This is a genomic window from Nocardia nova NBRC 15556 (genome assembly GCF_001613005.1).
Classification (GTDB): Bacteria; Actinomycetota; Actinomycetes; order Mycobacteriales; family Mycobacteriaceae; genus Nocardia; species Nocardia nova.
Genome location: NZ_BDBN01000051.1, coordinates 50,630 through 71,569, shown reverse-complemented (window position 1 = coordinate 71,569; position 20,940 = coordinate 50,630). Strand labels below are relative to the sequence as shown.

The following is a 20,940-nucleotide window of genomic DNA, read 5'->3' as shown; positions in this document are numbered from 1 at the left end:
CCGCCGCCGCGACCGGATGCCCCGCCCGGAAGCGCTCGAGCGCCGGGCGTCCGTGCGCGAGCCAGTCGTCGAGACCCGAGCCGGTGCGCAGACCGTGGTGCAGCGCGTCCATGGCGCCGCAGCCGGAATGCCCGCAGACGACGATCGAGCGCACGTCGAGTTTGTTCAGCGCGTAGACCAGCGCGGCCTCGACCGAGGTGTCGCGGCCGTCGGCGGGGATCAGATTGCCGATATTGCGCACGGTGAACAGGTCGCCCGGGCCGCTGTTGGTGATCACATTGGGCACGATGCGGGAATCGGCACAGGTGACGAACAGCGATTCCGGATCCTGGGTGTGTCGCAGTTCGTCCAGATGCGGCCGGATCATGTGCGCGTGGCCGCGGTGGTAGGCCGCGATCCCGGCGGCGATCCGGTCGGAGCGGGTGGTGGGACGCCAGGGCGCGAGAACGTCGTCGAGCATGCGCCGGGCGTGCCCGCGCGCGGGCGGGCCCGCGGTGAGGTCGGCGATCCGGACGGCGCCGAGTTCGACGAATTGCACTGTGCCGCCCAGGCTTTCGTGCCGCTGCGCCCATTCGTGCAGGGCGTCGGATGCGGCGTGGTCGATGAAGTCGACGGTCATCTCGACGGTGACCGGAACTCCTGCGGGGATCTGCGCCAGCTGGGCGGTGAGCCGCGGCAGAGCCAGGAAGGTGGCCGAACCGTCCACGGTCACCAGCCAGCGCCCGGTGTCCCCGACCGGCGCGGCCACGATCACCACCCGCACCACGCGCCACATGAGCAGCGCGAACGAGAGCACCAGCCCGATCAGCATGCCCAGCAGCAGATTCCCGAAGATCACGACGAGAACCGTTGCGGCATAGACGATCAGATCGCCGGCCCGGCGCGCGAGGCGGATGTGCGCGAGTTTCACCAGTCCGATGCCGATGACGATCAACAGGCCGGCCAGGGCGGCCTTCGGAATCTGGCGCACCACCTCCACCAGCGCGACGGAGAACACCAGGACCCACACGCCGCTGAGCATGGTGGAGGCCTTGGTTCGCGCGCCGGCCTTGGCGTTGGTGATGCTGCGGACGATGACCGCGGCGATGGGCAGGCCGCCGAGCATGCCGGAGGTCATATTCGCCACGCCCTGACCGAGCAGTTCGCGGTCGAGGTCGGTGCGATACTCCGGCCGCAACCGGTCGACGGCCACCGCGGACAGCAGCGTCTCCACACTGGCGATCAGCGCGATGGTGAACGCGGTCAGCACGACGGCGCTCCAATTGCCGTGCGGCAGTTGCGGTAACGACATCGCGTCGAACAGCGAGCCGTGCAGGGTGATGCGCTCCACACTGGTGGGGACCACCATCGCGAGCGCGGTCGCGGCGACCACCGCGGCCAGGGGCGCCGGGACCGCCCGCACTCGGCCGGGCAGATAGCGCCAGCCCAGCATGATCGCGATCACCACCCCGCCGACCAGCGCGTCCCCGGCGTGCATCACGGTCAGCTGATGCGGCAGCTGCACGATGCTCGCCCACGACGAGCTCAGCGTCTGCCCGCCCAGCAGCACATGCAACTGCTGCAGTGCGATCACCACGCCGATGCCGGCGAGCATGGCGTGCACCACCACCGGCGCGATGGCCAGCGCGGCGCGCGCGATGCGGCTCAGGCCGAACACCACCTGCAGCGCACCGGCGCACACGGTGATGAAACAGGTTGTCGCCCAGCCGAACTGGTGGATGGACTCGGCCACCACGACGGTGAGGCTGGCGGTGGGCCCGCTGACCTGCAGGACCGAACCGCCACACAGCCCGGCGACCAGACCGCCGACGACGGCGGCGATCAGCCCCGCCGCGACCGGCGCGCCCATGGCGACGGCCACACCGATGGACAGGGGTAACGCGACGAGGAAAACCACCACGGAGGCGGGTAGATCATGTCGTACAGCGACCGAGAAGCTCCGAGGTGACGTCCGTCGGACCGAGTCGGTGTCGGTGGACATATTTCTCCTTCGCCGAACCGGTGTCGGTTCGGTCCATCGGTGGAACATGTACTGGCATCGAGAGGGGGCGGGCGAAGCGAAGAACGCGAGATGTGTTGTGGCTGCGACGCATCCGGACATGCGAGCCCGGCAGCGGCACAACGCGCTTAATAGTAAAGATAACGCAAAGCAGTTGGAAAGGGTTTTCAGCACAAAAGTCGGTACCGGGACCCAATTGTGATCTATATCACAACTCGACTCGGGTCTCCAACCCATCGACACTCCTCCGGAGCGGAGGAGATCGTCGAAAACAGCTGGCGCAGAATCGCTTCGCGTCGCCCACGGGCGATACTACCGCAGCGGCATTCCTGGTCACTTGTACGATTCGCCTATCACCGAGGGCGATCGCGACCGCCGCGGCGCACTGCGGGACAGTGGGAAGGCAGGGTCGGTGTCGGGCGCCGGCCGGGACCGAGACGAGGAGGCAACAGTGCATATCGCGGTACTGGGCATGGGACGGATGGGCCGCGCCGTGGCCGGGCGCCTGCTCGACGGCGGGCATCGGGTGACGGTGTGGAATCGCACGGAAGGCAAAGCGGCCGAACTGATTTCGGCCGGAGCGACGGAGGCCGGCACTGTCGCGGCAGCCGTGTCGGGAGTCGACGCGGCCCTCACCGCGCTCGCCGACGACGCGGCGGTGACCTCGGTGGCCTTCGGCGAGCTGCAGACATCCCTCGATTCCGGGACCCCCTATATCGACTGTTCGACCGTCTCCCCCGCATTGGGCGCCGCCCTCGCCGACGCCTTCGGTGACCGGTTCCTCGCCCTTCCGATCGTGGGCGCGCCCGGCGCGGTCACAGCCGGGAAGGCGACGCTGCTGGCCGGTGGGCCCGCACCGCTGCGGGACCGACTCGCACCTCTGCTCGGCACGCTCTCCGAGCGGGTGCGCCACTACGATTCGGCGGCCCATGCGCTGACCGCCAAGGTGACCACGAACTTCCTGCTGATCACCGGCGTGGCGGCGCTGGCGGAGGCGTTCGTCGTGGGGCGATCCGGCGGACTCGGCGACGCTGAGCTGCGCGAATTGCTCGCCGACGCGCCGGTCGTCGCGCCCGCCCTGGCCAACCGCTTCGATGCCGTGCTCACCGCCTCTCCGGACGGATGGTGGACGACCGTCCTGGGCGCCAAGGACGCGGGACTCGCCTTCGACCTCGCCGCGGAGGCGGGCGCCCACCTGCCGTTGGCGGAAATCGTCCGCAAGCGTTACGAGGATGCGGCACGAACGAATCCCGGCGCCGATATCGCGGCCATCGCCGCGCTGTACCGGGACGGCGGCGACTCGGCGCAGGGGTGAGCGATCGCCTCGCCGACTCCCGGCGGGGCGACGCGAGGCTCGGCAACTCAGGGGCTGGGCCTCTCAGGGCTGCGCCGGTCAGGGCCGGGCCGGTCAGGGCTCGGCCCTCACCCGGGCCCTCAGGACTGGGCCGATCGGGACGCGGCAGCTCCGGACTCGGCGGCCCCGGGCTCGGCGAAGTGCACGACTTCCCACAGATGCCCGTCGGGGTCGGCGAAGTAGCCGGCGTAGATCCCCCACGGCCGCATGCGCGCGGGCTGCACCACGGCGCCACCCGACGCGCCGGCGAGTTCCAGAACTCGTTCCGCCTCGGCGTCACTGTCGACGAACCAGCCCAGACTCATCGCGGAACCGCGCATACGTTCCGGCGGGATACCCGCGTCTTTGGCCAGGTCGTCGCGCCCGTAGAGCGCCAGCGTCACCCCGTTGCCGAGCGTGAACATGACCACCGCCCCACCAGGATTCTCCGCGTCCGGCCGGAATTCGGTTCCGATGATCCCCGGTGACTCCAGTCCGAGCGCTCGGTAGAACCGCAGCGACACCTCCAGATCGCGCACGCCCAGCGTGATCGCGTGGATCTGTGCTCGCACCCCGATACCTCCGTTCTCGTCGTTGTCCGCACGCAGTCAACCCCGAGGCGCCGGGGATGTCTTGAACGGATCGGACACGTCGCGCGCTCGGTCTCACTGCCGCACGCCCCGCGTAACTCCCGGCGCCGATGTCGCGGACCGGATCGCATAGCGCGGCGCGACCGCGAAATGCCGTCCAGCCGCACCTGAAACCGCTGGTCACGCCGATGCGGTCCAGGCCGGCCGGCCGCGTAACCAGGTCTTTACCGCAAGCCCTTGTCGCGTAACGCGGATTCTCCGCACGCTACCGGCATGCACCACCGCTCCGAACAGCTCCACTCCGATCGGACCGCCCGCGACCGCCGGGCCTTCGACGATCAGATGCGCGAAATCCTGCCCGCCGCAGCGCAGCTGCCCGCCCGGCGGCTGCGGGATCTGCTGCGCGCCGATCTGCGGGCGGGCGCGTTCGGCACCGGGCGGTTGCCCGGCGAGCCGGAATTGATGGCGCGCCACCATCTCCCGCGTGATGTGGTCCGCGCCGCGCTGAGCATGCTGCGCGCCGACGGTCTGATCGAGCGACGCCGCGGCGTGGGGACGGTGGCGGTCGGTGAGCACTACGTCGTCTCCGGCGCGCTGCCGCCGGAGGGCCGGACGCTCGAGCAGCACCTGGCCCTGGGCCGGATCTCACCTCGCCTGCTGTATTGGGCCTGGATCCCGGCACCGCCGGTGATCGCCGCCCATCTGGCCGGCGTCGGGCCCGGAGACGACTGTCTGTGCGTCGAATACGTTCTGCTGCTCGACGATCGCCCGCTCGCGGTGTTCACCAATTACCTGCGCGCGCCGGAGGCGACGCGCATCGACCAGGCCGCATTCGGCGACGACTTCTACAGCCTGCTGCGCGGCGGCCGGGTGGATGTCGGGGGCAGCGACGTCGGCGTCCAAGCCGCGCGCGCCGACGATTGCACCGCGGCACTGCTGCACGTCCTGCCCGGTGAGCCGGTGCTGCTGGTGGAACAGACGATCCGCACCCGCGACGGAGTCGCCGTCGATTACGCCCTGGGCTCCTGCCGCGCCGAGATCCAGCTCGAACTCGGCGCCATCCCCCGCCTCGACATGACCGCCACCCTGCCCCGCTGATGTGAGGACGACCATGACACTCGCCGATCCACCCGTACTCTCCGGCCTGACCGAGGCCGCCGCCGCGCTGCGCTCCGGCGAGACCACCGCCACCCGGCTGGTCGAACAGGCCCTCGCCGCCGCCGACGCGCACGACGCGGCGCTCGGTGTCTACCTGTCGCGGTTCGACGAGCGTGCCGTCGCACAGGCCGCGCGCATCGACGAGAAGCTGGCCGCCGGCGTTCCGGTCGGGCCGCTGGCCGGAATCCCGATGGGAATCAAGGATATTCTCGCCCATTCCGCCGCACCGACCACCGCGCAGAGCCTGGTTCTCGATCCCGGCTGGGGCGCCGCCCAGGGCGATTGCGCGGTGGTCCGCCGGCTCGAGGAGGCGGGCGCCGTCGTCACCGGCAAGGTGACCACGATGGAATTCGCCATCGGCATCCCGGATCCGGCCAAACCCTTTCCGGTGCCGCGTAATCCGTGGGATTCGTCCCGCTGGGCGGGCGGGTCGAGTTCGGGATCGGGCAGCGGCGTGGCCGCCGGGATGTTCCTCGGCGCCGTCGGGACCGACACCGCGGGCAGTATCCGGATCCCGGCCGCCTTCAACGGAATCACCGGATTGAAACCGACTTTCGGCCGCGTCCCGAAGTCCGGTGTGGTTCCGCTGGGCTACACCCTCGACCATCCGGGCCCGATGGCTCGGTCGGCCGCCGACTGCGCCCTGCTGCTGTCGGTGCTGGCGGGCTACGACCCGGCCGATCCCTACAGTGCGCACACGCCGGTCGACGACTATCCCGGCGCGCTCACCGGCGATCTGACCGGACTGACCATCGGCGTGGACACCCTGGACCGGTTCGCCGACGGCGGTGTCGATCCCGCTCAGCCACAGCGATTTTCCGACGCGGTGGCCGTGCTCGCCGAGGCGGGCGCCCGCATCGTGCCCGTGGAGGTGCCGATGTACCGGGAGCTGACCGCGGTCGACGTCGTGGTCATGCTCGCGGAGGCACACGCCTACCACCGGACCGCACTGCGCGAACGCTGGGCGGACTACGGCCGGGCCACCCGCATCATCCTCGCGGGCGGCGATGCGGTCAGCGGCCCGGATTATGTTCAGGCCCAAAGGGTTCGCCGCATCGGTCGGCAGCGGATGACCGAACTGCTGAGCAAGGTGGATCTGGTGGTGACACCGACCGGGCACCTCGGCGCCCCCGCGATCGCCGATCTGGATCAGCGGCAACCGATGGGTGTGCTGTCGAGTCTGCACACGCCGTACTGGAACCCGCTCGGCAATCCCACCCTCGCGTTGCCGATCGGCACGACCGCCGACGGTCTGCCGCTGTCGATGTCGGTGTCCGGCAACCATTTCGACGAGGCCACCGTCCTGCGCGCCGGTGACGCCTACCAGCGCCGCACCACCCATCACACCGAGATCCCCACCGCTCTCCGCTGAACCGTCAGGAGCCGATCATGACCTGGACCACCGACCCCGAGGAAATCACCGCGGTCGACGCGATGCGCGCCGCCGTGCGCGCGATGGCCGACCTGCTCGCCGCGGTCGACGCCACCCGCTGGGCCGACCCGGCAGGCGGTTTCGATCTCACCTGAGGTTGCGTCACCGCCGTTTCACGACGTGGAGGCATCGGGCCGGCCCCAGCGAAGCGGCGATGCCACCGATTCGACCGGCCCGGCGTGCGGCCTCCGCCACCGCCGCCGCGCCGGCCGCACGCGCCGCGCCGACCGCGATACGTGCGACGAGATCGGGACGAAACAGTGCCGCCGGCCGCTGCGTCAGCCCCATCACGCGATAGAGCGTCGCGGCGACGACCGGATCGCGCTCCGCGGCGGCCAGAACCGGGTCGAGGGCCGCGACCGCGGCACGGATCGCCGGATCGGGGTGTGGGCCGACATGTGGCATCGCGTTGTCGGCGATCACGGTGAGCTGCCAGGCGATATCGATGTCGGGTGTCACCGCGGTGTAGAAGCGGCGGGCGAGATCGCGGTCGCCGCCCGCGGCGAGACAGCGTTGCAGCACCCGCATCTGGATCGCCGCGATCGTCATGCCCTGTCCGTAGACGGGACTGAAACTGCACAGGCCGTCACCGACCGCGAGCAGTCCGGACGGGAACCGGTCGAGGCGTTCGTAGCGCCGGCGCAGGTTGGCCTTGTAGCGGAAGCTGGCGACATCGGTGAGCAGTTCGGCCCGTCGTAACGCCGCACGCACGCCCGGCGGAGCGAGGGCCGCCGCGAAGTCCAGGAAGGCCGCCGGATCCGCGGGTGGTTGTTCGCCGGCGTGCCCGATCAGGGTGAGTACGTATCGATTCCGGCCTTCCACCGCGAACAGCGCCAGGGCGCGCGGCGGAAGTTCTCGCACGCCGACGGTCAACGACTTGTCGGTCCCCAGCGCGCCCGGCTCGAGTTCGACGAAGGCGCTGCGGTAGACGATGTCGATGGTGGTGCCCTCTTCTCGCGGTCGCGGATAGCCGAGGGCGGCCAGCCAGCCCGGGACGACGCCGCCGCGTCCGGTGGCGGCGACCACGAGGTCAGCGGCCAGCTCGTCCACGCCGCCCGGGTCGTGCACCGTCACGCCGGTGACGCGCGACGCCGACGGGTTCGTGGTGACGCCGGATACCTCGGTACGATCGCGCAGGACCACATTGGGCAGCGACCGAATACGTTGCCGCACATGGTGTTCCACATGCGGACGACTGGCCTGAAGGCCGCGGTACCCGGTGGAGACCTGCGCGAGAGTGCGCCCGGCCATCTGAAAGTTGACCTCCCCCAGCACATCACAGTCGATCGCCCCGGCGGCGCGCATCTGCGCCTCGAATCCCGGGAAGAACTCCTCGAGAAGATCCTTTCCACGCGGCAGCAACCCGTGCACATGCCGGCCCTGCGGCACGCCCCTGCGCGCCTGCGGACCGTCGGGCAGCGCATCGCGCTCGACGACAGTGACGCGGTCGTAATGGTCGCTCAGTACCCGGGCCGCGAGCAGACCGCCCATGCCGGCCCCCACGACCACCGCGTGTTCGCCAATTCTCGCCATCGAGCCACCTTCGTCGGAATCAGTGAGACTGAAATACAAATTAGTCTCAGGACGTCGGGGAAACAACAGCCGGTCCGTACCGACGCGCGCGAGAGGGCACAATGAGGCGGTGACCAGGTCCGCGACCGAACTGATGGATGCCGCACTGCAACTCGTGACGGAATCCGGCCTGACCGACCTCACGCTGACCGACGTGGCGCGGCGCGCGGGCGTCTCGCGCGCGACCACCTACCGGGAGTTCGGCGACAAGGACGGACTGGTGGCCGCCCTTGTCCGGCGCGAGATCGGCGCCATGATCGCCGCCGCGTACCAGGTCGTCGACATGACGGCACGGACACCCGAGTTGACCCGCACGGCAACACTTTTCGCGCTGAGCTACCTTCGGGGCCACGCCGCGTTCGGGTACATGCGCACGCACGAACCGCAGTGGCTGCTGAATGCCGCCGTCACGCACGTGGATGCCGAGCGCAACCTCGTCGAAACCGTCGCCACGCTTCTGACCCCACTACTGTCCCTGCGGCGCGCCGACGAGCTGCGGGTGACACCGGAACAGGCCGCCGAGATCATCGTGCGCACCGTGTTGTCGCACATACTCGTCGAGCGCAGCACCCTGAGCGACGACGAGATCGCGGAAATGGTCGCACGGGCGATTTCGGTATGAGCACGCCTCCGGTCTGAGACGGGCTTCAGATCGAGTATCACCGTTCCGCCCTAGGGCCTCGGCGGCGGACCACGCGCGTCGACCGATCTGCCGACCGTCCCCCGACCGGTGATCCAGCACACATGCAATTTAGGTTGTGCGCAATTTTATTGCGTCCTACATTTGTAGCCATGACCGATCCGATGGCGCTCGACCAGCAGCTGTGCTTCCAGCTGTACGCCGCCTCCCGCGCGATGACGGCCCGCTATCGGCCGCAGCTGGACGCACTGGGCCTGACGTATCCGCAGTATCTGGTCATGCTGGCGCTGTGGGAGCGCGACGGGCGCGGCGTCGGCGATCTCTGCTCCGCCCTCGCACTGGATTCCGGCACGCTCTCACCGCTGTTGAAGCGCCTCGAGGCCGCCGGATTCGTCGAGCGCCGGCGCGCCGCGGACGACGAACGCCGGGTCGAGATCCGGCTCACCGAGCGCGGAAGCGCGCTGCGGGAACGCGCGTGCGACATTCCGGCGCGCATGGCCGCCACCTTCGGCGGCGGACTGTCATTGGACGAGCTGGTGACATTGCGCGAAACCCTGGCCCGGCTGACTGCCGCGCTGAACACCGAACCGGATGCCGCAGGCGCATCCACCGAGAGAAAGCGATGACCGATATGGCAATCCTCTACACCGCCGAGGCCCTGGCCACCGGAGACGGCCGCAACGGCCACGCCCGCACCACCGACGGCAAGATCGACGTCGCCCTCGCCATGCCGCCGGAAATGGGCGGCAGCGGGGCGGGCACCAACCCGGAGCAGCTGTTCGCCGCCGGGTACGCCGCATGCTTCCACTCCGCGCTGCGTCTGGTCGGTAAGCAGGAAAAGGCCGATGTCAGCGATTCCGCGGTCGGCGCGAAGGTCGGCATCGGCCCGAACGACGCCGGCGGCTTCGGCCTCGAGGTGACCTTGGAGGTGTCACTGCCGCACCTGCCCCGCGAGGAGGCTCAGGCGCTGGCCGACAAGGCCCACCAGGTGTGCCCGTATTCCAATGCGACGCGTGGCAACATCGACGTCCACGTGATCGTCGCCGAGGACTGAATCAGCCGCGCTGCCACCAGCGCTTCGCCGGCGCCGGTTCGGTGTGGCCACCACACCACCGGTCGGCCGGCACCGTCGCGCGCACCTCGTCGATGTGAGCGCCGCAGCCGGACCAGGTGGTCTTACCGCAGGTCGTGCAGGTGGTCGGGACGCACATGACATCTCCTCGTGGTCGGGGCGTCGTGGTGCGCCGTCAGCGGCGCACCACCATGATCGGGCATTCGACCGAACCGATCAGCGCCGCACTGGTCGAACCGAGCAGCATCCCGGCGAATCCGCCGCGGCCGCGGCTGCCCACCACCACCAGTTGCGCCGAATCCGATTGCTCCAGAAGCGATTTCGCGGGGTTGTCGCGCACCACCTGCAGAGTGACCGGCAGATCGGGATACCGTTCGCGCCACGGCGCGAGCCGCTCGGCGAGCATGGTGTGTTCGGCGCGCACGATGGTATCCCAGCCGAACATCGAGATGTCGAGACCGGTGGTGTCGCTCCACGAATGCAGCGCCACCACCTCCACACCACGCCGGTGCGCCTCCGCGAAGGCGGCCTCGATGGCGGGTTCGCTGTTCTCGGTGCCGTCGACACCGACCAGCACCGGACGCCGCGCCGTGACCGGGTCGGTGGCCGCATGCGATTTGACGATCACCACCGGGCATCGCGCGTGATGGACCAACGCCGAGCTGACCGATCCGAGCAGCCCGCGTTGCAGCGCTCCCCGGCCGCGACTGCCCGCGACCAGCTTGCCGGCGGTCTCCGATCGCACCAGCATGTCGCCGATGATCAACTCCAAGCCCAGTTCGGCGTCGATATCGAGATCCGGTCCGCCGATGTCGCGAGCCACCTCCGTGGCGCGGGTCAGGATCTGCTCACCGTCGGTGCGCAGCCAATCCGGCTGTGCGGTACCGGCGGCCAAGCCGGGGCCGAAGCTCGCCGGAATCGCGATCGAATGCACGATCTGCAACGGTGATCCGCTCAGCGCCGCATCGCGGGCCGCCCATGCCACGGCCTGCAGCGAGGTCGGTGAACCGTCCACGGCGACGACGATCGGTCCCGTCGCGGTCTCCGGCTGCCCGGCGGGCGCGGACTTCTCGGTCACGGATTCCTCGGTGGTCACGGACATCCTCCTCGGTCGACTGCGCGGCGTACGAAAGCCGGTCCGGCCCGGCGGCCGCCACCGGGTGAAACTCGGAAGCACTGCACGTAACGGAACAGCTCGATCGTAGCGGGAGCGCGACGATTTCCTCGGAATTCAACTGGTCTGACCACTTGACCTCTGACCGCTGCGGGGATTACCGTCCGTTCATGGCTTTTCAGCGGATCGACCGGCAGACGGTCCCGGACGCGGTATTCGACCAGCTCGTGACCGAGGTCCTCGACGGGGAACTTCCGGCCGGCGCCACCCTGCCGGCCGAACGGCAGCTCGCCGAGGCGCTCGGAGTGTCGCGGCCGACCGTGCGAGAGGCGCTGCGCAAACTCGCGCACACCGGCCTCATCGACGTGCGTCAAGGCGGGGCGACCACGGTGCGCGACTTCCGCCGCGCGGCCGGATTGGATCTACTGCCGCGGCTGATCGTGCGCAACGGCGAGTTCGACCACACCGTGGTCGCGAGCATCCTGCAGGCGCGACTGGTCCTGGGCCGGGAGGTGGCCGCCCTGGCCGCCGAGCACGGCGGCACACAGCTGCACGCCGAACTCGGTGACTGCCTGGAATCGCTTGCCGCACAGCAGGAACCGGTCGCGCAGCAACTCGAGGCGCTGAAGTTCTGGGATCACATCGTCGACGGCACCGGTTCGATCGTGTTCCGGCTGTTGTTCAACACACTGCGCGAGGTCTACGAGCCCGCGATCGTCGCGCTGGCGGGTGTGATGGCCGCCGAGGTCGGCAGCATCGACCACTACCGCCGGCTCACCGCCGCCGTCGTCGGCGGCGACCCGGACGCGGCCCGCGCCGCCGCGGACACACTGTTGCGAGTGGCCGCAACACAATTCGACACTGTAGTACGCACGATGGAAGGTGCGGACGATGACCGCTGAGACCCGCTCCCACCGCCGGACCACGACGCTGCCCGACGCCTTCGGCGTCTTCGTGCGCCGTCCCTCGCCGTGGATCATCACCACACTGCTGGCGGGCGCTCTCGCCGCCCGGATCGCGGTGGGCGACTGGCAGCTCACCGATGCTCTGGTCGCCGGCGTGATGCTGGCGTTCTTCCCGGTGACGGAGTGGGTGATCCACGTCTGCATTCTGCATTGGCGCCCCCGCCGGATCGGCCGTCTCACCCTGGATTCCCTGCTCGCGCGCAAACATCGCGAACACCATGCCGACCCACGCCGGGTCGATCTGATCTTCATCCCGTGGCAGACCTTCCTCTGGCTCTTCCCTGCGCTGGTTGTCGTTGCGGCACTGGCCTTTCCACGCATCGGGCTGGGATTGACCTTCCTCACCGTGGTCGGCGTACTGGGCCTGGGCTACGAGTGGACCCACTACCTGATCCACACCGACTATCAGCCCCGCACTCGCCTCTACACCGCGGTCCGGCGCAACCACCGGCTGCATCACTTCAAGAACGAGCACTACTGGTTCACCGTCACCAGCTCCGGCACCGCCGACCGGCTGCTCGGCACCTACCCGGATCCGGCGTCGACACCGAATTCCCGCACCGCCACGGCATTGCACGGCACCGGTCGCTGAACGCCCGAGCATCGGCCGAATCCTGCGGCGCACCGAGGCGTGTCGGCCCCCGGCGCTGCTGCCCCGGACACTCGGGGCTGTCCGGATCCACCCGGATGTAGTGAATTGGACGATGCGGCAGCCGCATTCACAACGACATCCACGGAACAGGACCTCATCCGAATGAAGAAACTCGGAACTCTCACCCTGATCGGTGCCGCGTCAGCGGCCGTGCTGTGCGGCGGCGCGGGCGTCGCGGCGGCGGACGCCACCTCGGCGACGCCGGTGGTCGCGCCCGGCGAGCCCGACCCCACGGGCACCGGCTCCTCGTCCGGCATCACCGATCTGGTGAAGGCGCTTTCCAGCGGAAGTGCGCAGGCCGCGACCCCTGCGGAGTAATCGGGACGGTTCCCCACTTCACCGGAGGTGGGGAACCGGCGCGGCGGGGCCACTATGTTCGTGGGTATGCACTGGGATCAGATGACCGCCACGACCGAGGAGCTGCGCAAGCGAGCGACCCGGCTGCGACGCGGCGTCGGTCAGCTCGGCATCCTCGAATCGATTCTCAGCGCGGCCCACGGGCCGTGGCTGGGCGCGATGGACGCCGACGGCCGCGGCACCGCCGAACTCAGAATGCATCTCGCCGGGCGATATCGGGTGACCGCGGTGGTGACCAGCGCCGGCAAGCTGAGCCTCATCCAGCTGCACGCCCCCACCGCCGACGGCGGCGACAGTGAGCGTGTGCTCTCCCCCAAGCCCGCGCTGCGCCGCGGCTGGAACGACGACGAGCCGATGCCGAAGCAACCGCAGTGGCTGGACTTTCTGGTCGAGTGGGTGGGTTCGGCCAGTACCGACGTCGACCGGCGGTCGGTGCTCGAATGGCATCTCGAGGGCGCGGACCGGCGACTCGCGGCGATGAACGAGACCATCGAGAGTCTGCGACTGAGCCTGGCCGAACGCGAAGAACTGCGCGACGAGGTCGCCGCGGAGGTCGATCGGCTGCGCGCCGAACTCGACTCACTCGATCCCGCGCGCTAGGTCCGGATCAGTCGATGCGCGACGACGGCTGAGTGCTGGAACAACGCACCGCCGAACAGTCGCGACACACGGCGCGACGACCGTCGTGGCGGTTTACGTCTCGATCAACGACAGGGCGACCGGGATGAGCAGGTCGGTCAGCTCGCTCACGTCGGGTCGGGGCCGCATCAGCAACCATTCGTGGGCCAGGCCGTTGACCGCCCCGATCAGCACACTCGCCGAGAGGGCGGCGTCACCCCGTAGGCGCGCGCCCGGGCCCGCGATCGGGACCACCACCATCTCCAGCAGGGTGACCCAGCCGTGCCGGCGTTCGCGGCGATGCTGCTCCATCCGGTCGCTCGCGCCCACCACCTCGATGAACGCCAGCTTGGCCCGGTACGGGTCGGAGGTGATCGAGTCGAGATAGGCCGACAGCACCACCGCCATCGCCCGGGCCGGATCGGCCGGCGACAGCGTGCCCAGCGTCCGCACCACCGCCGCGGCGGCCTCGTCCTGGACCCGGTCGTAGGCGGCGGTCAGCACATCCTCACGGGTCTGGAACTCCTCGTAGAACTGTCGTTTCGACAGCCCGGCCGCGGCGCACACATCGGCGAGAGAACAGTTCGCGTAGCCCCGTTCGGCGAACACCTTCGTCGCCGCGACGACGAAGCGCTGACGGCGTTCGGCCCGGCGTTCGGTCACCGCACGGCCGCCGTACTGTCTGTCCGCGATCGTCACGAACCCACACTATCGGTCGCGGCGACCGGGGGCAGGGACAGTGCCCGGCTACGCCGATTCCGCGATGCTCGCGAGGATCGCCACCCGCGCCACCGCCCATGCCGCCGACCCGGGATCGGTGAATTCGGCGTGCCCGACGCCGGGCAGGACGTGCAGGTCGGTGGGGTCGCCGGCGCGGCGAGCGGCCTCGGCGTAACGGCGGCTCTGTTCGACCGGTACCACCCGGTCGGCGTCGCCGTGCACGGCCGTGATGTGCACGCCCCTGGGAAGATTGACGATCGGAGAGGCGTAACGGTAGCGGTCGGGCACCTCGTCGGGCAGACCGCCCAGCAGTTTGCGCGCGAAACCGTCGTTGCCGTGGGCTACCGCGTAGTCGAGATCCAGTACGGCCGCCATCAACGTCACACTGCGAATGTGCAGCCCGCGCGAGGCCGCGGCTCCGTCGGTCCGGCGGCCCGCGACCCACGCCGCCAGCTGCCCGCCCGCCGAATGACCGGCGAGATGGACGTTGTCCAGATCGAGCCGTCCGCCGGCGCGCTGTTGGACGACCGTGGCCAGAGCGCCGACGGCGTCGTCGACGTCGGTCAGCGTCACCGGCCAGCCGCCGGCGCCGTTGACCCGCCGATACTCGATATTCCACACGGCGACACCGGATTCGGCGAGCTGCCGGGCCTGCGCGGCGAATTGGGTCAGGTCGCGGTACTGCGCCCAGCCGCCGCCGTGGATCAGCACGACCACCGGACACCGGCCGGAGGATCCGGACAACGGCCCACCGGCGGGCAGATACAGGTCACCGAAGGTATCGGCCTCGCGGCCGTACGCGATCCGGATCGGCACACCGGCTTCGGCCGGTTGAGTGATCAGACCGGGCACCGCCGGGCCGGCATGCCCATCCGGTGCCGCCGGTTCCACGGAACCGAAGCCGATCCCAGCGACGACGACCGCGAGAACCCCGGCCATGACCCACCGGCGCGCCCCACCCTGTCCAACGCCCAGCACGTGCGGGCACCTCCTGCTCGAGCCACTCGTGAATACCGTACTGGCAATCGAGCCGCCCTGTCGCCCCACGTGACGCGCAGCACTACCACCAATGCAGCAACGGCCGCAACTGCCGGCCCAGCGCCCCGGACAGCGAGCGCGAATAGCTCGAGGTCAGATGGTGTTCGTCGTGGTAGATCAGGATATTGCCGGCGACCACGGGGCAGATCGACGCGTCACAGAAGGCATCGCTCAGATCGATCGGGAAGATATTCGGATACCGCGAGGCCGGTTCGAGCTGGGGATCGACCGGGTCGAGCGCATCGCTACGGCGCATACCGCAGCTGACCGGGTCGCCACCGCCGGCCAGACAGTCGGCCGCCGCGTAGCGAATCTCGTTGTGGCGCAACCACGGTGAATCGCGGATGGTGATGGTGTCGAGGCCGCGTGCGGCCAGTGCCGACCAGACGTCCACGTATTCGGGCGGTGTTTCGTCCCCGGTTCCGGCGCGGGGCCGGCTGCCGGTGGTGAACACCCACTCCGGCCGGTCGGCGGCCAGGCGGTCCAGCACCGCGCGCGACCAGTCGCGGCAGTCGGGAATCGGTTCCCCCTTGTAGGTGGCGTCGTCGGCCAGGGTGAGGGGGCAGCCCATCTTCAGATACACCCGGATGCGGAACGAGTACTGCGCGGCGAGCTCCTGGAGCGCCGGAACCCAGTGTTCGGCATGCGAACTACCCACCACCGCCAGTGTGCGGGTGGCGTTCGCATCGCCGTAGGTGCACGTGACCACTTCGCGGGTGTCCCAGTCGGCGATACATCCGTCGAGGGTCGGTGGCGGTAGTTCGCCCGGAGCCTGCAGGACGGTGGGCCGCATGGGGGCCTGCGGTGTCGGCGCCCCTGCCGCCAGCGCCTCGGCACCCGGATACAGCACCGGATCCAGCGGCCGCATCGGTTGCGCCGGGTGCATCCGCACCACGCCGAACTGCCACGCACCCGTGGCCCCCACCACGACGACGGCCACCACGCACACCACCGTGCCCGCGCCGCGCCGATACAGCCGCGAGGCGATCGGCATCGGCATCCCGCGCGCACCCAACCGCAACGGCTGTTCGATCAGCCGGTGCGTCGCCCAGGCCAGCAGCAGCGACACCGCGACCACCAGCGCGCCGTCGCGCAGCCCGGCGTGCGGACGACCCGATTCGGCCAGATAGAAGATGAGGATCGGCCAGTGCCACAGATACAGCGGATAGGCGACCTCGCCGAGCCACTGTGCCACCCGCGAGGCGAGAATTCGATTGGGCCACGGCATCTGTGCCGCGGCGACATTGTTGCCGGAGACGATCACCGCCACCGCGGCCAGGACCGGCACCAGCGCCGCGGGACCGGGATAGCGGTTGGCGCCGTCGACGATCAGCCAGCCGCACGCGAGCACGCCCAGCACGCCGGCGAGCGCCGTCACCGCCCGCAGCATCCGCGGCAGCAGCAGGGCCGGTCCGGCCAGTGCCAGCGCCGCCCCGGCGAGCAGTTCCCACAGCCGCGCGCCGCTGTCGTAGTAGTTCCAGCCCTGATGAGTGGCCGCCCCGTGGGTCGCGTACAGCAGCGACGCGGCGGCCGCCGGTGCGATCAGAGCGGCCAGGACCGGGCGCAGCAGGGCGGTGCGGCCGGTGCGGCGCAGCACGGTGGCGACCGCCGCCACCACGACGAGGGCCAGCAGATAGAACTGCCCCTGCACGGCCATCGACCACAGATGCTGCAGCGGGCTCACCGACGGGTCGGCGGCCAGATAATCCGACCAGCTCGTCGCGAGCCGCCAGTTCTGGTAGTAGAACAGCGAGGCCAGGGTCTGTCCCGCCAGATCCGACCACTGTGTGTAGGGCCGCGTGTACACGGTCGCGGCGACGACGGCGGCCAGAACGACGACCATTGCCGGCAGTAGCCGCCGCCCGGTCCGGCGCACAGTGAACCCGATGCCGACGGCTCCCCGTTCGGCGCGGCGCACCAGCAGTCCGGTGAAGAAGAATCCCGACAGCACCAGGAAGACGTCCACGCCGCCCGATACCCGGCCGAACCAGATGTGGAACACCACCACCAGCGCGATCGCCACACCGCGCAACCCGTCCAGGTCGCCGCGGTAGGCGGTCGTTCTCGTCGCGGTGTCGGCGGTGTCCGAGGCCGATCGGGCCGATCGGGCCGGCACGGCGATCCGGGTGCGCGCGATATCTCCGGTCACCACGCGAAACGCCGGTTCCCGCGAGGGGGCGCCGGTACCGACACACGAGGGTGGAGATGAACACGCGCAGACCACAACACGTCCACTCTCTTAGCACGCCGCAAACACTCAGCGCCACTTCGCCTTCCGGACGCGCGCCGATGAACTAGACTGCGCGCGCGCGACGGTGGCGGTCGCGCCGGGCCTGCGCCGGATTCCACGTCGGAGCGGTGCGGCTCCGGGTGAGCGGGTAGCACGCCAGCCCGATCAGGAAGGCCGAGAAGTGGCCGATTCCGGTGAAGGTCAAATGGATCAGCGGCGGCGCGGCGAAACAGGCCGTAGCCGCCACGAGATACGCCCACCGCCACGGATACGCGATGTGGTAGGTCAGCACGCCGATGATGCCGGCGAGGAAGTAGCTGACGCCGATATCGCGCACGTCGACGAGGGCGGGGTCGGCGTATCCGTGCCGGATCGCCCAGCCCAGCAGTCCCTCGCTGATGTAGGTCGCGCCCACGTGGGCGAGCAATCCGACGATCGCCCAGCGCAGGGCGCCCAGCCACCGCTCGGCGGGTGCGTGGAATACGCAGTACAGCACCAGATACGGCAGCCAGAAGTAGCCGGCGACCCACAGCAGGCTCGTCACCAGGGCGTGGAGCGGATCGCTCTTCAGGTTCGACAGGTTCGTCGAGCGCTCACCCAGAATGATCTTCAAATCGTCGAGTGACACCGCATGCTGCACGATCGTGGTCACCAGCAGCAGCGCCAACCACGAGAACGTCCACGGCGCCGTGCGGACGTAGCGCCACGCCGCCGCGGCACGACCCCGCATCCGCTCAGATCGTCGATTCGCCACCGTGGCTCCTCACCGGCCGATCGGTCCCGGTGCTCACGAGACGTCGAGCACCGGCGCATCGACTGTGTATCGCCCGCGCGACGACGGCATCACCCGGCGCGGATGAACTACGGCCGTCGCCGGTCAGCCGGCGTCGACGACCGACGCGGGCAGGCCGGCCAGGCTGCGGCTGAGATAGCTGCCGTCGCCGGTGAGGCAGCGTTCGAATTCGACCGGATCGTTGAGGTAGGTCGTCGCCAGGGATTTGGTGTGCACGTGCGCGTACTGTTCGCCGTCGGTAGAGCGGGCCTCCATGCGGACCCCGGACAGCAGATGGACACCGGACGCCCCGTCCGCGGCGTCGAAGCCGTATGCGACCGGACCGGTTTCGTCCAGGCCGTAGCAGATGGTGATCGGCCCTGATACCGCCCGCACCCGTGCCGCCACCGAGGACGCGACCGAATGCGGGGACAGCCGCAGGCGGATCCGGTGCAGTGCCGCGGCGACATCGGCCGACAGATCCTCCCGGGTGCCCTGCACCATGGCCTGATAGACGGCGGGTTCGGCCACCAGTACCGTCGGCGATTCCGCGGCCAGGTGACGATGAATGTTGCCCGGCGCGTGGGTTCCGGCCGGCAATACCAGATCGGCGCCGGCGACGAGGTTGGCGACGGTGGCGGTGTGAAATCCGAAGCGCCCGAACAGGCCTGCGAAACACAGCGTCCGATCGGATTCCCGCAGTTTGCTCGCACCGACCCAGGCTGTGGCGGCGTTGAGGACCGCGGTCGCGGAGTATTCGAGACAGACCAGCCGCCGCGACGGCGCGGAGGCGACGCGGCACAGTTCGGTGTCGCGGTGCAGGGCCGGGCGGTCGCCGTCGAAATCGGTGCGCTGCGCCCAGGATCGCTCGTCGAGCCGGATTCCGCCGGCCTGCCCGGAGGCGACCACGGCGTCGATTCCGCACTCCTCGATCAGCTCCCGCATCGCGGTGAGCGGCAGTGCCGGATTGGCGAGCACCGGAATGTCGCCGCGGGCGAGCAGCGACAGCATCGTCGAAATGTATCCGGGCGAATTCCCGAGGGCCACAAGGACTCTCGCCCGCGGACGGCGCAACACCGTATCGAATCGCGCGGCCTTGTCCGAGACCTCGGCGAGCAGGTCGCCGAAGGTCCGGCTGTCGTGCATGCTCGACACCGTCGCGTACGGACGCATCCGCATGGCGGTCGTGACCGCGCTGAACAGCAGCGCGGGTCTACCGGCACCGGTCGCGATATCCCTGCCCCGATATCCTCGAATATTCACCGATGCAGAATTTATTGTCATCGAATACCAATCTTTGTTCCCCCTTGTCCGATATCTACCGCATTCCTCCCCGCAGTACACGCTCGCACCCGATCACATGTGGACACAGGCAGCGACACATCGCCTGCGAAGGAAAACGTCACATGTACGCCACCGGGATGCGGACACATTAGCCAGAACAACAACAATGCGCAACCGCGCGCATTGTTACGTGATTTACGGACACATTTACGGATGCAAGCACATTTGCACGGTCGAATGTACGTGAGTTTGTGCGTGCGGCGGCCCGCTCGTCGATCTTCATCAGGTGTGGTCCGGCGAGCTCAGCGGTACTGCGAAACCCTCCGCGGCAGCAGCCTTCCCACCGGGCTCCGGGGTGCGTCGTGGCCGGTGCCCGAGCGGGACCGCCTCCACCTTCCCGAGCCGGGCGGCCGCGCGAATTCGCCTCGCGATCGCCCGGAACAATCCTTCCCCGCATCGGCGGGAAGGGAATTCCTGCCGCTCGGGCGGCAGTTGCCCGCACCCGCCGATGAGTATTCTCCACAAATGATTCCGCAGCCCGGAGGGAATTGCCAGAAGTTCGGCGGCACTTCCCAACCGGATAACACCGCAATTGCTCGTCAGGCCGGAGTCCGCGCGGCCTCGGCCGACTCGGCCGGCACACCGGACGTCGCCGCCCGCTCCGGTACCTCCAGATCGTAGACCGTGTACGCCGCGCGGATCACCGGCTGGGCCACATTGCGCACCCGCACCCCACCCGGTGTGGTGCCGCGCTCGTATCCGGCGTGGGCGTGCCCGTGGATCGCCAGATCGGCGCCGCCGCAGGTGTCGATCGCCTCACCGAGCAGATACGAGCCCAGGAACGGATAGATTTCGGGCGGCTCGCCGTGCAGGGTGTCCCCGCAGGGTGAATAGTGGGTGAGCGCGACCTTCACATCGGTGTCCAGCCGGCACAGTGCGACGTGCAGCGCGTCGGCGAGATCGACGGTGTAGGAGGCGAATTCGCGCATGATCCGCTCGCCGAAGACGCTCGCGCACTTTCCGGCGAAGCCGCCGCCGAATCCCTTCGTGCCCGCGACGCCCAGCGAGTGAGGCCCCACGGTCACCGTGGTGGAGGTCCCTTCCAGGACCCGGATCCCGTGATCGCACAGCAGGGCCGTGATGTCGTCCTGCCGATCGGAATGGTGATCGTGGTTGCCGAGCACCGCGATCACGGGCACACCGGGGTCCCCCAGTTCGGTCGCGACCACCCGCGCCTCGTCGAGAGTGCCGTGCCGGGTGAGGTCGCCGCCGACCAGCAGGACGTCGGCCTCCTCGGGCAGTCGTTCCAATGCGGGGCGCAGGGTCCCCTGCGATTCCGCGCCGAGGTGGATATCGGCCACCGCCGCGATGCGTACCACCCCGTCCGTCGTCCG

The 20,940-nt window shown here is 69.4% G+C and carries 22 protein-coding genes; 11 read left to right on the top strand and 11 right to left on the bottom strand.

Annotated elements, in window-relative coordinates:
- The coding region (locus NN2_RS20870) for a SulP family inorganic anion transporter (protein ID WP_063015593.1) at positions 1-1,981 on the bottom strand (1,981 nt) is incomplete at its 3' end.
- Between the two features lie 469 nt (positions 1,982-2,450).
- Here NN2_RS20870 and NN2_RS20865 point away from each other — a divergent pair.
- Positions 2,451-3,314, top strand: a complete 864-nt coding sequence (locus tag NN2_RS20865) for an NAD(P)-dependent oxidoreductase (protein WP_146100885.1) — start codon at positions 2,451-2,453, stop codon at positions 3,312-3,314.
- 119 nt (positions 3,315-3,433) lie between these two features.
- Here NN2_RS20865 and NN2_RS20860 read toward each other — a convergent pair whose 3' ends face one another.
- Positions 3,434-3,904, bottom strand: a complete 471-nt coding sequence (locus NN2_RS20860) for a VOC family protein (protein ID WP_063910826.1) — start codon at positions 3,902-3,904, stop codon at positions 3,434-3,436.
- Positions 3,905-4,195: 291 nt separating this feature from the next.
- On the opposite strand from NN2_RS20860, the gene NN2_RS20855 reads away from it, so the two are divergent.
- From NN2_RS20855 to NN2_RS37280, 3 genes are read left to right on the top strand one after another with little or no spacing between them, the layout of a single operon-like run.
- The gene (locus NN2_RS20855; RefSeq protein ID WP_063015582.1) at positions 4,196-5,020 is read left to right on the top strand and encodes a GntR family transcriptional regulator; all 825 of its coding nucleotides are present in this window, start codon (positions 4,196-4,198) and stop codon (positions 5,018-5,020) included.
- Between the two features lie 13 nt (positions 5,021-5,033).
- Positions 5,034-6,452, top strand: coding sequence for an amidase (locus NN2_RS20850; RefSeq protein ID WP_063015581.1), 1,419 nt, complete (start codon positions 5,034-5,036; stop codon positions 6,450-6,452).
- Between the two features lie 17 nt (positions 6,453-6,469).
- Positions 6,470-6,607 (top strand): hypothetical protein, encoded by a 138-nt coding sequence (locus NN2_RS37280; protein ID WP_156511386.1) that lies wholly within the window; start codon positions 6,470-6,472, stop codon positions 6,605-6,607.
- Between the two features lie 7 nt (positions 6,608-6,614).
- Here the strand turns inward: NN2_RS37280 and NN2_RS20845 are convergent, their stop codons facing one another.
- Positions 6,615-8,045: an FAD-dependent oxidoreductase gene (locus NN2_RS20845; protein WP_063015580.1), complete on the bottom strand. Its 1,431-nt coding sequence runs from the start codon at positions 8,043-8,045 to the stop codon at positions 6,615-6,617.
- Between the two features lie 109 nt (positions 8,046-8,154).
- Between NN2_RS20845 and NN2_RS20840 the strand changes: the two genes are divergently transcribed.
- The 3 genes from NN2_RS20840 to NN2_RS20830 all read left to right on the top strand — a co-directional run bounded on the left by NN2_RS20840 (position 8,155) and on the right by NN2_RS20830 (position 9,778).
- The gene (locus NN2_RS20840) at positions 8,155-8,706 is read left to right on the top strand and encodes a TetR/AcrR family transcriptional regulator (RefSeq protein WP_245658794.1); all 552 of its coding nucleotides are present in this window, start codon (positions 8,155-8,157) and stop codon (positions 8,704-8,706) included.
- Positions 8,707-8,876: 170 nt separating this feature from the next.
- Positions 8,877-9,350 carry a MarR family winged helix-turn-helix transcriptional regulator gene (locus NN2_RS20835; RefSeq protein ID WP_063015579.1) on the top strand — a complete coding sequence of 158 codons (474 nt, stop codon included), beginning with the start codon at positions 8,877-8,879 and terminating at the stop codon, positions 9,348-9,350.
- Positions 9,351-9,355: 5 nt separating this feature from the next.
- Positions 9,356-9,778, top strand: coding sequence for an organic hydroperoxide resistance protein (locus tag NN2_RS20830; protein WP_063015591.1), 423 nt, complete (start codon positions 9,356-9,358; stop codon positions 9,776-9,778).
- Position 9,779: 1 nt separating this feature from the next.
- Here NN2_RS20830 and NN2_RS37805 read toward each other — a convergent pair whose 3' ends face one another.
- Positions 9,780-9,935, bottom strand: coding sequence for a DUF8730 family Cys-rich protein (locus tag NN2_RS37805; protein WP_169812423.1), 156 nt, complete (start codon positions 9,933-9,935; stop codon positions 9,780-9,782).
- Positions 9,936-9,971: 36 nt separating this feature from the next.
- A complete protein-coding gene (locus NN2_RS20825) occupies positions 9,972-10,892 on the bottom strand; it encodes a universal stress protein (RefSeq protein ID WP_231983160.1) in 921 nt (306 codons plus the stop codon).
- A 188-nt stretch (positions 10,893-11,080) separates the two neighbouring features.
- Here NN2_RS20825 and NN2_RS20820 point away from each other — a divergent pair, with 188 nt between their 5' ends.
- The 4 genes from NN2_RS20820 to NN2_RS20805 all read left to right on the top strand — a co-directional run bounded on the left by NN2_RS20820 (position 11,081) and on the right by NN2_RS20805 (position 13,484).
- The gene (locus tag NN2_RS20820; protein WP_063015578.1) at positions 11,081-11,812 is read left to right on the top strand and encodes a FadR/GntR family transcriptional regulator; all 732 of its coding nucleotides are present in this window, start codon (positions 11,081-11,083) and stop codon (positions 11,810-11,812) included.
- Positions 11,802-12,467 carry a sterol desaturase family protein gene (locus NN2_RS20815; RefSeq protein ID WP_030513873.1) on the top strand — a complete coding sequence of 222 codons (666 nt, stop codon included), beginning with the start codon at positions 11,802-11,804 and terminating at the stop codon, positions 12,465-12,467. The genes NN2_RS20820 and NN2_RS20815 overlap by 11 nt, the downstream gene beginning before the upstream one ends.
- 162 nt (positions 12,468-12,629) lie before the next feature.
- Positions 12,630-12,845: a hypothetical protein gene (locus NN2_RS20810; RefSeq protein ID WP_063015577.1), complete on the top strand. Its 216-nt coding sequence runs from the start codon at positions 12,630-12,632 to the stop codon at positions 12,843-12,845.
- An 81-nt stretch (positions 12,846-12,926) separates the two neighbouring features.
- On the top strand, positions 12,927-13,484 hold the full coding sequence (locus tag NN2_RS20805) for a hypothetical protein (protein ID WP_156511385.1): 558 nt from the start codon (positions 12,927-12,929) through the stop codon (positions 13,482-13,484).
- A gap of 93 nt (positions 13,485-13,577) precedes the next feature.
- Here the strand turns inward: NN2_RS20805 and NN2_RS20800 are convergent, their stop codons facing one another.
- The 6 genes from NN2_RS20800 to NN2_RS20775 all read right to left on the bottom strand — a co-directional run bounded on the left by NN2_RS20800 (position 13,578) and on the right by NN2_RS20775 (position 20,925).
- Complete coding sequence (locus NN2_RS20800; protein WP_063015575.1) at positions 13,578-14,201, bottom strand: TetR/AcrR family transcriptional regulator; 624 nt, start codon at positions 14,199-14,201, stop codon at positions 13,578-13,580.
- 48 nt (positions 14,202-14,249) lie between these two features.
- Complete coding sequence (locus NN2_RS20795) at positions 14,250-15,200, bottom strand: alpha/beta hydrolase family protein (RefSeq protein WP_063910825.1); 951 nt, start codon at positions 15,198-15,200, stop codon at positions 14,250-14,252.
- Positions 15,201-15,282: 82 nt separating this feature from the next.
- Positions 15,283-17,412: an acyltransferase family protein gene (locus tag NN2_RS20790; protein WP_245658793.1), complete on the bottom strand. Its 2,130-nt coding sequence runs from the start codon at positions 17,410-17,412 to the stop codon at positions 15,283-15,285.
- Between the two features lie 142 nt (positions 17,413-17,554).
- The gene (locus tag NN2_RS20785; protein ID WP_063015573.1) at positions 17,555-18,220 is read right to left on the bottom strand and encodes a rhomboid-like protein; all 666 of its coding nucleotides are present in this window, start codon (positions 18,218-18,220) and stop codon (positions 17,555-17,557) included.
- Between the two features lie 147 nt (positions 18,221-18,367).
- Positions 18,368-19,525, bottom strand: coding sequence for an AMP-binding protein (locus NN2_RS20780; protein ID WP_063015572.1), 1,158 nt, complete (start codon positions 19,523-19,525; stop codon positions 18,368-18,370).
- A gap of 620 nt (positions 19,526-20,145) precedes the next feature.
- Positions 20,146-20,925, bottom strand: coding sequence for a metallophosphoesterase family protein (locus NN2_RS20775; RefSeq protein WP_197516771.1), 780 nt, complete (start codon positions 20,923-20,925; stop codon positions 20,146-20,148).
- Between the last annotated feature and the right edge of the window lie 15 nt (positions 20,926-20,940).

What these genes read in the sequence shown, in the direction of transcription:
- NN2_RS20855 (WP_063015582.1), top strand. Translation starts at nt 4,196, where the DNA reads ATGCACCACCGCTCCGAACAGCTCCACTCCGATCGGACCGCCCGCGAC.
- NN2_RS20850 (WP_063015581.1), top strand. Translation starts at nt 5,034, where the DNA reads ATGACACTCGCCGATCCACCCGTACTCTCCGGCCTGACCGAGGCCGCC.
- NN2_RS37280 (WP_156511386.1), top strand. Translation starts at nt 6,470, where the DNA reads ATGACCTGGACCACCGACCCCGAGGAAATCACCGCGGTCGACGCGATG.
- NN2_RS20845 (WP_063015580.1), bottom strand. Translation starts at nt 8,045, where the DNA reads ATGGCGAGAATTGGCGAACACGCGGTGGTCGTGGGGGCCGGCATGGGC.
- NN2_RS20835 (WP_063015579.1), top strand. Translation starts at nt 8,877, where the DNA reads ATGACCGATCCGATGGCGCTCGACCAGCAGCTGTGCTTCCAGCTGTAC.
- NN2_RS20830 (WP_063015591.1), top strand. Translation starts at nt 9,356, where the DNA reads ATGGCAATCCTCTACACCGCCGAGGCCCTGGCCACCGGAGACGGCCGC.
- NN2_RS37805 (WP_169812423.1), bottom strand. Translation starts at nt 9,935, where the DNA reads ATGTGCGTCCCGACCACCTGCACGACCTGCGGTAAGACCACCTGGTCC.
- NN2_RS20820 (WP_063015578.1), top strand. Translation starts at nt 11,081, where the DNA reads ATGGCTTTTCAGCGGATCGACCGGCAGACGGTCCCGGACGCGGTATTC.
- NN2_RS20815 (WP_030513873.1), top strand. Translation starts at nt 11,802, where the DNA reads ATGACCGCTGAGACCCGCTCCCACCGCCGGACCACGACGCTGCCCGAC.
- NN2_RS20810 (WP_063015577.1), top strand. Translation starts at nt 12,630, where the DNA reads ATGAAGAAACTCGGAACTCTCACCCTGATCGGTGCCGCGTCAGCGGCC.
- NN2_RS20805 (WP_156511385.1), top strand. Translation starts at nt 12,927, where the DNA reads ATGACCGCCACGACCGAGGAGCTGCGCAAGCGAGCGACCCGGCTGCGA.
- NN2_RS20785 (WP_063015573.1), bottom strand. Translation starts at nt 18,220, where the DNA reads ATGCGGGGTCGTGCCGCGGCGGCGTGGCGCTACGTCCGCACGGCGCCG.